Annotated in this window: 10 protein-coding genes; 3 read left to right on the top strand and 7 right to left on the bottom strand. The window is 58.6% G+C overall.

Features of this window, described 5'->3' with window-relative positions; all coding sequences use genetic code 11:
* Window positions 1–257: 257 nt before the first annotated feature.
* Both RRF55_RS03875 and RRF55_RS03870 read right to left on the bottom strand, forming a co-directional pair.
* On the bottom strand, window positions 258–1586 hold the full coding sequence (locus RRF55_RS03875; RefSeq protein WP_004151635.1) for a 6-phospho-alpha-glucosidase: 1329 nt from the start codon (window positions 1584–1586) through the stop codon (window positions 258–260).
* An 11-nt stretch (window positions 1587–1597) separates the two neighbouring features.
* On the bottom strand, window positions 1598–3130 hold the full coding sequence (locus tag RRF55_RS03870; protein ID WP_032414919.1) for a PTS transporter subunit EIIC: 1533 nt from the start codon (window positions 3128–3130) through the stop codon (window positions 1598–1600).
* A 267-nt stretch (window positions 3131–3397) separates the two neighbouring features.
* On the opposite strand from RRF55_RS03870, the gene RRF55_RS03865 reads away from it, so the two are divergent.
* Window positions 3398–4096, top strand: coding sequence for a GntR family transcriptional regulator (locus RRF55_RS03865; RefSeq protein WP_002904825.1), 699 nt, complete (start codon window positions 3398–3400; stop codon window positions 4094–4096).
* A gap of 5 nt (window positions 4097–4101) precedes the next feature.
* Here the strand turns inward: RRF55_RS03865 and RRF55_RS03860 are convergent, their stop codons facing one another.
* Entirely contained in the window at window positions 4102–4845 is a 744-nt protein-coding gene (locus tag RRF55_RS03860) for a sulfite exporter TauE/SafE family protein (RefSeq protein WP_004190138.1), read from the bottom strand.
* Between the two features lie 111 nt (window positions 4846–4956).
* Between RRF55_RS03860 and RRF55_RS03855 the strand changes: the two genes are divergently transcribed.
* Window positions 4957–5841: a LysR family transcriptional regulator gene (locus RRF55_RS03855; RefSeq protein ID WP_004190135.1), complete on the top strand. Its 885-nt coding sequence runs from the start codon at window positions 4957–4959 to the stop codon at window positions 5839–5841.
* A gap of 111 nt (window positions 5842–5952) precedes the next feature.
* Window positions 5953–6828, top strand: a complete 876-nt coding sequence (locus tag RRF55_RS03850) for an NAD(P)-dependent oxidoreductase (protein ID WP_002904832.1) — start codon at window positions 5953–5955, stop codon at window positions 6826–6828.
* Between the two features lie 82 nt (window positions 6829–6910).
* Here the strand turns inward: RRF55_RS03850 and RRF55_RS03845 are convergent, their stop codons facing one another.
* The 4 genes from RRF55_RS03845 to RRF55_RS03830 form a co-directional block, all read right to left on the bottom strand.
* Window positions 6911–8068, bottom strand: a complete 1158-nt coding sequence (locus tag RRF55_RS03845; RefSeq protein ID WP_032414921.1) for a CdaR family transcriptional regulator — start codon at window positions 8066–8068, stop codon at window positions 6911–6913.
* Complete coding sequence (locus RRF55_RS03840; protein WP_015958409.1) at window positions 8065–9240, bottom strand: glycerate kinase; 1176 nt, start codon at window positions 9238–9240, stop codon at window positions 8065–8067. The genes RRF55_RS03845 and RRF55_RS03840 overlap by 4 nt, the downstream gene beginning before the upstream one ends.
* A 13-nt stretch (window positions 9241–9253) precedes the next feature.
* Window positions 9254–10624, bottom strand: a complete 1371-nt coding sequence (locus RRF55_RS03835) for an MFS transporter (protein WP_004176181.1) — start codon at window positions 10622–10624, stop codon at window positions 9254–9256.
* Between the two features lie 76 nt (window positions 10625–10700).
* Window positions 10701–11579, bottom strand: coding sequence for an SMP-30/gluconolactonase/LRE family protein (locus RRF55_RS03830; RefSeq protein ID WP_439419089.1), 879 nt, complete (start codon window positions 11577–11579; stop codon window positions 10701–10703).
* Window positions 11580–11592: the final 13 nt, after the last annotated feature.

Genomic DNA, 11592 nt, shown 5'->3' with positions numbered 1-11592 from the left:
GTGGGTTAATGTAAATCGAAGAATACTACGCAGATCACATTTTTACGCCATAATATTGAAGAATAGAATTTATATTTCATTGTCACGATCGGGGCAAAATGAAGATAGAGGCCTTTTACCTCCGGTCTGAAGGGGGAAATGAGCGATTCGCTTTGCCCACGGGGGCGGAGGTTAAGGATGAATGCATCACCGGGGGAAACACCGGGTAAAAATGCAGAGAAGGTGGATTCTCTGCATCTTACCCATCACGAAAAAGATCAGTGCAGTGCGGGCCAGTAGCCTTCGTTGGCGACGATCAGTTCATCGAGGATGGCTTTCGCCACCGAAGCGCTGGGCACCGTTTTCGACAGGGCGATGGCCTGCCACAGTTTCTGGTAACTGCCCTCAATCCAGGCGTCAACCACCAGTTTCTCAACTGCCACCTGCTGCTCCATCAACCCTTTCTGGAATGACGGGATTTTCCCCATCGCCAGCGGTTCCGGACCATTAACGCCCACCAGGCAGGGGACTTCCACCATCGCCGTCTCATCGAAGTTGGCGATGGCTCCGTTGTTCTCGACGATCAACAGCATCCGCTCCTGGGTGTTAAAGGCGATGGCGCAGGCGAGGTCGACGATAAAGGTGGCATGGGCCCCGGCATGGAAATGCGCGCCTTCCGCCGTGCCGCGACGGGTGATCTCCCGGGCCATATCAAAGACCTCTTTTTCGCGTCCGGCCATCACCTCGTTGGCCCGCGTAAACTCCGGGTCGGAATGCGCCACTTCATAGTCCGGGTAGAGATAGTATTTCAGATAGGTGTTAGGCAGCGTCGTCGGATCGAGGGCAAACACATCCTTCACCTTTTTAAAGGTCTCGATCCAACTCGGCGCCTTATGCTGAAAGTCTTCTTTTGGGCTGCTGTATCCCTGCTCCGCCACGTGACGCTTCAGCGCCGGCATCAAATCGTTACCGGCTTTATCGGTGATGCTGGTCCACCAGCCGAAGTGGTTCAGGCCATAGTAACGAACGTTCAGCGCTTTGCGCGACGGCAGGCCGAGGATGTCGGCGAACAGACCCTCGATAGCCACCGGCATATCGCAGATGTTGATGATGCGCGCGTCGGGCCGCAGGCGACGGGTCGCTTCCGCGACGATAGCCGCCGGGTTGGAGTAGTTGAGCATCCAGGCCCCTGGAGCGTACTGCTGCATATAATCGACCAGCTCCAGCACCCCGGCAATCGAGCGCATACCGTAGGCAATCCCACCCGGACCACAGGTCTCCTGGCCCGGCACGCCATATTTCAGCGGGATCTTTTCATCCTTTTCCCGCATCTCATACAGGCCAACGCGAATATGCGCCATCACGAAATCGACGTCGGTAAAGGCCGCCTGCGGATCGGTGGTATAGCTGAACTTCACCTGTGGGAAGCGTTCAGCCACCAGGATGGCGCAGGCGTCGCCGATAGTCTTCTGACGCTGGTGATGGTTGTCATACAGACGGATCTCCCGCAGGGGAAAGCGCGACATATTTTCCAGTAACATCATCACAATCCCAGGGGTATAAGTACTGCCGCCGCCGGCAATGGTGACCACAAAATTATCTTTCATTTACCACCTCGTTATTCAATAACACCCAGACTGGCGTTGACCGCCGTTCGAATTTTGTTAACTCCCAGGCCATAGATAACCTGGACATGGTTTCCTTTAATCAGCACGCTGCTCCCGCCGCTCTCTTTCAACAGCGTCTGGTGGATAAGGGCGGGGTCCCGCACATCAACCCGCAGACGGGTAAAACAGTTGCCCACCGCACAGACATTCTCTTTCCCTCCCAGCCCGGCAATCACCAGCGCGCCTTTATCCGGATACTCGCTATTAGCCTGTTGCGAATGCTCATCTTCGGCTGCGGTTTCTCGGCCCGGGGTGAGCAGCCGCAGACGGGTAATACAGAAGGTGCCGACCAGGTACATGGTCGCGGTTTCCAGCAGACCGAGGGCGACAAACACCGGCCAGCGCGTCGCGCTGACTCCCGCCGGGAGGTTATAGACGACGAAATCGATGAGACCGTTAGTGGCGCAGACCCTGACGTGAAGTAGCCAGGCCAGCATCTGGAAAAAACCGTCCAGCAGGGAGTAGATAAGCCACAGCAATGGGGCGGTGAAGATAAAGAGAAACTCAAAAGGTTCGGTGATCCCCACCAGGACGGAGGTAACAATCAAGGGGATCAGCGTGACTTTCAACCGCTGCTTATTCTCCGGTTTCGCCGTACGGTAGAAGGCGAGCGCCATGCCGGCGGTGCCAAAAATCTTCACCATCCCATAGGTGAGGAAACGGGCGGAATCACTGAGCGCGTCAACGGGGTGGCGGGCGATTTCGGCCAGGAAAATAGGCTTAGCGCCAATGACGGTCTGACCATCGATCAGCAGCTGACCGCCGATAGAGGTAAAAACGAACGGCGACCAGATCAGATGATGCAGCCCGGTGGGGATCAGGAACCGGTTGAGAAAGCCGTACAGGAAGACCCCGATGGCGCCAAAGGATTTCATAAAGCCGGTCAGCGCCGAAATGCCCAGCTCCACTACCGGCCAGAGATAGACGGTGGCGATGGCGAACATGCCAACCAGCGGCAGCATCACGATCAGCACCAGCTTACTGTTGCCGTAGATCGACAGCGCGCCGCGAAACTCAATCCCAACCACGCGATTATGGACAAAGGCGACAGCGCAGCCAAGGATAATCCCAAGGAATACGCCCATATCGATAACCTGAAAACCGAAGATAAAGGTTTGTCCGCTGCCGTACAGTTGCGCGTTGGTGGCTCCGGTCGCCAGGCGATGGGTGAGGGTTAGCCAGCTATTATTCGCCGCCAGGTACATCAGCCAGGTCATGGCCGCCACGAAGGCCGCTTCGGCCTTGCGGGTTTTCGCCAGACCGCTGGCCAGCCCAAGGCAGAACAGAAACCCAAGATGGTTCATCAGCGCCCAGAGCATACTGGAGACAAATTTCCCCATCAGGTAGAGCCCGCTGCTTTCATCCACCCACAGCCGGTTGGTCGTCATGCTGAACAGGGCGATCAACAGGCCGATAGCTGGCAGATACAGCACCGGCCCGATCATCGCCTTGGAAAAGTCCTGAAGCTTTTTCACTCCAATCATGGTTGTCCTCTCGTCTTTGCAGACCGCTGTCATCACCTGATGAATAGGCTTATCAGACTAGGAGCAGACCACCAGGATCCCGAGCAGGAAAAGGGCCATCTGTGACGAAAGTCATATATATTATTGCTGGACAGATATATAAATATGGCGTGATTTATAGATGTGTCATTGTTGATTTTTTCGCTGCAAGATAAAAATAATCATCTAATTACATGAAGTTATTCATGGTTACCGTTGACTGGCGCCACTCCATCGAGACATCTAAAAGTGATTTATAAAAAGATTGCCACTGAACTGAGGACCCGCATCAACAGCGACGACTATGCCGTCGGCGATATGCTGCCCAGCGAAAAAGCGCTCGCCGCGGAGCTGAAGGTCTCGGTGATGACGCTGCGCAAAGCGCTGGCGCTACTGGAGGAAGAAAAGTTGATCGCGCGGCGGCACGGCAGCGGAACCTGCATTGTGCGTAAAAGTAACTATCATGGCGGGGAACTGGAGGGCTTTAACTACCAGATGCAGGTGGTGGGCGTCACCAACTACCGTAACAAAGTTATTGAATTTACGCTGCTTGATGCCCCGCCAGCCATTGCCCAGCAGTTAAAGATCCAGCCGGGGGAGAAAGTGTATTACGTCAGACGGCTGCGGCTGATCGATGAGGTCCCAATCCTGGTGGAAAACAGCTATATCCCCTTCGCCACCTTCCCCTGGCTCAGCGTGGGTAACCTCGAGCAGTCTAAGTTCAACTATTTCAAAAAAGAGTGCCATATCACCATCATCGAGAGCCACCGCAGCTATACCCCGGTGCTGGCGACCCGTGAGCAGGCGGAGCTGCTGCAGGTGGCGCCAAACAGCCTCCTGCTGCGGGTGCAGTCGATCAGCTACGCCCAGAACCGGGCGATCGTCGATTTCTCAGAGATCTACCAGAACACCAGTAAGTACAATGTGAAGCACATTACCCGCCGCTAGAGGATTCAGACCAGCCATCCCCGGGCGATCAGCTCTATCCCCAGCGCCAGCAGGAACAACAGAAAGCCCTGACGAAAGCGCTGCGGGCTGAGACGCGAGCGGATCCGCTTTCCCAGCCACATGCCGAGCAGCGCCGGCAACAGCGCCAGCGCCGACAATAGCCATGCATCATCATGCCAGCCATCGTGCAGGGCGAGGCCAGCCGCCAACGCCAGAGTGGAAAGGGTGAACGACAACCCCAGGGCCTGCACCAGCTCGTCGCGACGAAAGCCCAGCGCCTGTAGCCAGGGAACGGCCGGAATAACAAATACCCCGGTCGCCCCGGTGATAACGCCGGTCAGCCCGCCCATGAGCGGCGACAGCCACTTCTCCACGCGGCCGGAAACCTGAAACACCGGACTGCAGAGCGCATACCCGGCATAGACTATCAATGCGGCGCCAAGCGCCAGCGCCGACCACCGAGGATTGAGGCCGATCAGCAGTGAGGATCCGGCCAACGTGCCAATAATAATCCCGGTCATCATAAGCCAGAGACGGCGTACAATCTGCGCCAGCGCCGGGCCTGCCAGTAACTGCCAGAGATTGGTGAGCAGCGAGGGAAGCACCAGCAGCGCCGCTGCGGCCTGCGGCGGCATCAGCAGGCCAAGCAGGCCCATCGCCACGGTGGGCAATCCCATGCCGGTCACCCCTTTGACCAGCCCGGCGGCAATAAAGATCAACAGGAAAGAGATCGTGTGTAAATCGAACATTATGGCTCACTTTTCAGGGTATAAAGGGGCATTGAAACAGCTGGTCGTGAGGGCCACAATGCGGTATGTTGGCCATAGACTACGGAAAAACCGAAGGTAAAGGAGGGCCTGATGCGACTGGATCTGGCCGATCTGCGGCTATTTATCGCCATCGTGGATACCGGTAGTATCACCGGCGGAGCGGCGAATGCCCATCTGGCCCTGGCGTCCGCCAGTGAGAGGCTGCGCAAGATGGAGGCCGAGATCGGCGTGCCGCTGTTGCACCGTCATGCCCGCGGGGTGACGATGACAGAGGCCGGGGAGGTACTGGCGCGCCATGCCCGCCCGCTTCTTGCGCAGCAGCAGCGTCTGCGCCAGGCGATGCACGCCTTCGCCTGCGGTCAGCGGGGGACGCTGCGCCTGTTCGCCAACACCTCGGCGATGTCGGCCTTTCTGCCGGGGAAGCTCGCCGCCTGGATGGCAGCGCACCCGGCGGTGCAGATCGAAACCGAAGAACGCACCAGCGCGGATATCGTCAGCTGTATCCTGGCGGGCGTGGCGCAGGCCGGAGTGGTGTCCGATGCGGTCGACCCCGGGCCGCTGCGCCTCGATCCCGTCGCTGACGACCCGCTGGTGCTGATCGTGCCGCCAGCTCGCCCTCTGGCCGAAAAACAGGAAGTGGCGTTTGCGGCGGTGCTCAACGAGCCGTTGGTCGCCCTCTATCAGACCAGTGCGCTACAGCAGCATATCGAACAGCACGCAGCTGAACTCGGCCAGGCGCTAAACGTTCGGGTCAGGATGAGCCATTTTGCAGGGCTTTGCGAGATGGTGGCGCACGGCGCCGGCGGGGCGATCCTGCCGCGCGTTATTGCCGAGCGTTACCGGCAGCGCTATTCGTTTGCCGTCATCGGGTTACAGGACCGCTGGGCGCAGCGCCGTTTGTGCCTGTGCTACCAGGATGACGCCAGCCTGTCGCCAGCGATGCGCCGCTTACTGGAATGGCTTCGTCAGCCTTGAGAATATCAGTGACAGTGTCACTTTTCATGCCCGTTATTGCTACTGACATCCGTGCCAGAGATGCGATAGTAGAGGTCCGCTTTTATTAAGACGCGAATCAGGACAGACAAGATGAGTACATTACCAAAGGTCGCGGTGCTGGGACTCGGCGCCATGGGACACGCTTTTGCCAGTAACCTGCTGAAAAACGGCTTTACCGTTGCCGGCTGGAACCGTTCGCCAGCCCGCGGCGAAGATTTACAGGCGCATGGGTTATCTCTGCACGCCACGCCGCAGCAGGCGGTGGCCGATGCCGAGGTGATCATCAGTATGCTCGCCGACGGCGAGGCCACCCTCGAGGTACTGGCGCAAATCGCGCCCGCCTGTCAGCCGCAGGCGATCTATTGCCAGATGGGCACCATTGGCCTGCCGGAGACCCGGCAGGCCATCGCGTTGTTGCGGGAACTTCAGCCAGCGATGACCTATATCGATGCCCCGGTGTCGGGGACCAAAGCCCCAGCGGAGAAGGCACAGATCCTGGTGCTCGCCAGCGGAGATCGGGAAAAGGGCGCCGCTGCCGAACCGGTGTTTGCGGCTATCTCCCGCGGGACGCAGTGGTTTGGCGAGGCGGGCAACAGCCAGAAAATGAAGCTGGTCCTCAATGCCTGGCTGATTTCGATGATGCAGGGCATCGCGGAGAGCGCCCAGCTGGCGAAGACGCTGGGCTTCACCCCCGACCAGCTGTGGAGCGCCCTGGAAGGCGGCCCGCTGGCGGCGCCCTATGTCAAAGTGAAACTGGACGCCATCGCCAGCGAGCAGTTTACCCCGCAGATGCAGCTGGCGCATGCCCTGAAAGATGCCCGGCTGGCGCTTTCCCTGGCCGAGCCGCACACCATGCCGGGGCTGGAAAACATCGCCGAACTGTGGCAGCAGGCGGCGGACGCGGGATATGCCGGAGAGGATTTGTCTGCGGTATATCAGTGGCTGTCGCCGTCGTCAAAAGCGTAATTTCCTACCCACGCCAGGAAAGAAGTGGCCATGGTGGCCACTTATCCTGGCGGATGGGGCATCAATTCGAATCTACCGTACGTTAGCTTAAGCTATCAATCCATTCGCTCTGGCGCGGATTCAGCCGGCGATAACAGTGTACCGACACCGCCAGCTGCGTCAGGTCGGTGAAGACCATCGGATCGAGCTGTATATGCTTTTTAATTTGCTGCAGCCGATAGGTGAGCGTATTACGATGAATCCCCAACAGCAGCGACGTTTTGCCCGGTTCGGCATTATTGGCAATAAAGCTGCTCAGGGTATCCAGCAGCACTTCGCCGGAATCATGCTCAAGCAGCTGGCGTACGTTATTGATAAAAAAATTGACCATATAGCTGTTCTCCAGCACCCTGAACAGGCAGAGCATTGCCATTTCGCGAAAGTAGTAGATCTGCCGCTGCGGCTGCACTTTGCTACCCACTTCGATCACCGAGCGGGCGAACCGAATGGCCTCGCGAATGTCCGGGGCGCTGTCCGCCTGCACGCCAATCCCGATATGGTAATGGCTTATCTGATTACTCAGTACAAACTCAATGCCCCGCAGCAGGGTTTCCTGGGCTTCGCTTAGCGCGTTGAGGATCAATATTTCATGGCTGCCCAGCAAAATAACGTCACTTACGCCGGAGAGCTGCGAGAATTCCCGCAACAGCGTACTCAGTATGTCGCTTAACTGATGCTGTTCGACCTGCACGGTCACTACGATCGGAACCCGCGGTGTATCAAAATCGAAACCAAGTTCCAGCAGGCGATGAAGCGCTTCTTGCCCGGCGGGTGTAGCCCCTTGTTCAAGATACTGACAAAACAAGGTGTCACGCAGACGTTGCCGCCAGTTGGTTTCCCGCATCTCTATGGCCTGGCGGACCAGCAGTTCGGCGGTGAGCACCGCCAGTTCAGCATAGCGGCTTATCGCCGCGGGATCGCCGCTGATGCCTACCACCATCACCACACGATCGTCATAGATAATGGGATGATTAATACCAGGATGCACGTTGTGAAAACGCGCGGCTTCCGCGGCGTTGTTAATACAAATGCGTTTCCCGGTGCGTATTACCTCCCGGGCGACTTCATGCTGTTCGCCGATACGATGCCGTTCACCTGAGGCAATGATCTGTCCATGATGGTCAATCACATTCACGTTATGATGAATTATCGCCATTGCCCGGGCGACAATTTCATTAGCCAGCGCTGTTGTAATAATCATACAGTTATCCGCTTATGTGCCTCTCCGCGCCACCCGCTCAGAAAGGTTCGTAGAACATTCTCCGCGGCGTCGGCGAGGAGCGGTTCGCATGTGTTCATCGACTCTGCCAGCGCCATAGGGCGCTGGCAAATAGACCACATTGCGTCAATATGGTGTTGATATAATTGCCGGCTGCTCTCATCACGCCCGCCGCAAAGGGCCACAACCGGCACGCCATGGCGTGCGGCTTTGCCTGCCACACCCACCGGGGCCTTACCAAAGGCGCTCTGCCGATCGAGCCAGCCTTCACCCACGATCGTCAGCGCGGCATCGCGAAGATGGTCGTCGGCGTTAAGCAGCTCCAGCACCAGGTCAATGCCCGGACGCAGCGTGGCGCCGGTATAGGCGATAAGCGCAGCCCCCATACCGCCCGCGGCCCCGGCGCCGGGCCGTCCGCTGACGTCGAATCCGAGGGTTTGCGTAAGCAGCTGGCTATAATGCGCCATTCCCGCCTCCAGCTCGCAGAGCGCCGCCTCGTCCGCGCCTTTCTGCGCCCCATACACCCAGGTGGCGCCATGCTCGCCAAGCAGAGGGTTAGTGACATCGCAGGAGGCCTGTATTTCGCTTTGCTGTAGACGCGGGTCCAGACCGCTCAAATCGATGCGCTGAATATGCGCCAGGTCCTGACCTGCCGCGGGAGCCGGCAGCAGGGTGCCGTCCTTACGCCAGAAGCGCGCGCCGAGCGCCTGGGCAAAACCGATGCCGCCATCGTTGGTCGCGCTGCCGCCCAGGCCGATAATCAAATGCCGACACCCGGCGTCCAGCGCCGCCTTTACCTGTTCGCCCAGCCCGTAGCTGCTGGCCTGACGCACATCCCGCTGCGCTGGCGGCGTGAGTTCGAGCCCACAGCTTTGCGCCATCTCGATAATGGCCCGCTCGCCGGGCAGGATCAGGAAATCCGCCTGCAGGGAGAGGCCATAAGGCGAGGTACAGCGCTGCTGTTGCCACACCGCCCCCTCAAGCAACGGACTATCCGCCAGAGTCGACAGCAGTCCCTCTCCGCCGTCGGACACGGGCATTTCGACCAGCTCCAGCGTCTGGTCAACCCGGCGCAATCCCTGGGCTACCGCTGCGCAAGCGGCCTGCGCGCTACAGCTACCTTTAAACGAATCTAGCGCGATAACAATCTTCATACGTTCTCCTGCGTTAATGCGCTTTGCGCGGCGTTTTATCGGTGGTCATGAGCTGTAATAACATCCCCAGCAGCGCACATCCCGCCATGGTAAAGAAGGCGTAGATATAACCCGCTGGATTTTCCCAGCCGCCGCCAAACTGAATGAGCCAGCCCATAAGCAATGGCGAAATGCCGCCGCCGATAAACATCGCCGTGGTGATAATTCCGTTAGCGGTAGAGGTGGCGCGTTCTTCGGCGGAGTCCGACGCCATGGCGTAGTAGATAGGCCACACGGCATTGGCCACCAGGCCAAAAAATAGCTGAATGGCGATAAGGCGCGGCATATTGGTGGCGAAATAGAACAGCGCAATGCCGATACTCATCCACAGACCGCAGACGATCAGGGTTCGTTTACGGCCAAAGCTATCCGACAGCCAGGGCCAGATTACCTGACCCAGGGTACCGGTAAGCGTGAAGATAATACTCAGCCCGGCGGACGCCGCCAGCGACAGGCCGGAGACGTGATAAAGATACGGGGGCAGTACAACGTTAATGCCCATATAGACGATTTGCGTCAGCAGGGTATTGCCCGCCGTCAGCGAAATATTGCGGTTGCGCAGGGTGCGTAAAAAGGTCTTCATCCCTTCGCCTTTGGCGACATGGCTGCTTTCCTGCGTCGCCGGGCGCGTCAACCCCTGGCTGTCGATATGCTGATAAAGCGTGTTGATGCGGTCGGCGGTAGAATATTTTGCCCAGAAGATCATTAGCGGGATGGCGACGAGCAGCGCCAGCAGGAAGCAGTAGCGCCAGCTGCCTTCGCCAAACGTGGCAAGCACCAGGCTTGCCACCACGCCGCTCAGCAGCGCGCCAATCGGATAGCCGGTATGATGCACCCCCAGCGCAAAACCGCGCTTCTCTTTCGGCCACCACTCCGCGGTGTTGCTGACGCCGACGGGTTCGCCCCAGCCGGCCCCAAGGTTGACGCCCACGCGCAGCAGCACAAAGGCCGTCAGCCCGTGGCTGATCGCTTTTATCCCGGAAATAAAAGACAGCGCGGTATAGCCCAGCACCAGCGGTACCTGAAAGCGCGCTCGTTTCCAGCCAGACCCGTAGCGATCGCTCCAGATGGAGCCGGGAATATCCAGCACCGCAAGGGCTACCATGATCAGGGCGACGATATTGCCCCACTGTTCCGGCGAGAGCGAGAACTCCTTAGAGATGACCGGGCCAAGGCGCAGGATCATCTCGCGATCGTAGGCGTTAAGCACCCAGATTAGCCAGCAAACCAGTAGCGAAACCCAGGAGAAGCGATGTATCAGCCGCTTTTTGCCACGTTGTTCACCGGCAGGTGTGTGATTGATTGTTGTCATAGTCGTGTTTACTCCGCGGCGTCGCGACAGCATGATGCGCGCCGCCTGGTGTCAGGGTCAGAGTCAGTTCGCCGGGTATTATTGTTATCGCGGCGAGCCGGTGGTTCGTTTAGCCGGCGAAGCGCCGTTCCGCTACGCCGGTCACGCCCAGGTCGTAAATGGCGAACAGGCTGCCGCGCAGCTGATTATCTTCCGGGAAGCGCGGCAGGGGCGGCTGCGCCATGGAGGTGACGTACAGCACATCAAGGTTTTCGCCGCCGAACATCACGCTGGTCACTTTTTTCACCGGCATCTCAATGATGCGATCGACCTTGCCCTCCGGGGTATAGCGCACCAGCTTGCCCGCGTAGACCAGCGCGTTCCACAGATAGCCTTCGCTGTCCACGGTGGCGCCGTCCGCCGCGCCGCCTTCGCTGCGATCGACATGGCAAAAGACCCGTTCGCCGGAAAGATCGCCGGTCGCGGTGTTGCAGTCCCAGGCGCAGATTTCGCCCGTCCAGGTATCGGCAAAATAGAACGTCTCGCCGGAGGGGCTCCAGCAGGGGGCGTTAGAGACGATAATGTCTTTCTTCAGCACGTGCAGTGACAGATCGGCGTCCAGGCGATATAGCGCGCCGCTCGGTTCCTCTTCGCGCATATCCATTGACCCGAACAGAAAGCGTCCCTGACGATCGACTTTGCCGTCGTTGAGCCGGTTAAAGGGTCGGTCCGCTTCCGGATGGTGCAACAGCGTCAGCTCGCCGCTAGCGAAGTCGAGCAGATGAACGCCATTCTGCAGCGCCACCACCGCGCCTTCGCCGTTCTGGCGCAGGGCGAAAGAGCCAATTTTCTGTCGCACGTCCCAGCTCTTAATCGCGCCGCCCTGCGCGTTGCAGGCGAACAGGCGCCCGTCGAGGCTGTCCACCCACCAAAGACGCTGCTGTTCGACATCCCAGACCGGGCTTTCGCCGAGTCGGGTTTTTAAATCCAGTAACACTTCAATGCGCATAATGGCCTCCTGA

The organism is Klebsiella sp. K47 (genome assembly GCF_051858335.1).
Classification (GTDB): domain Bacteria; phylum Pseudomonadota; class Gammaproteobacteria; order Enterobacterales; family Enterobacteriaceae; genus Klebsiella; species Klebsiella pneumoniae.
Note: the sequence above shows the minus strand (reverse complement) of the source record. Positions and strands in the feature narration are given on the sequence as shown.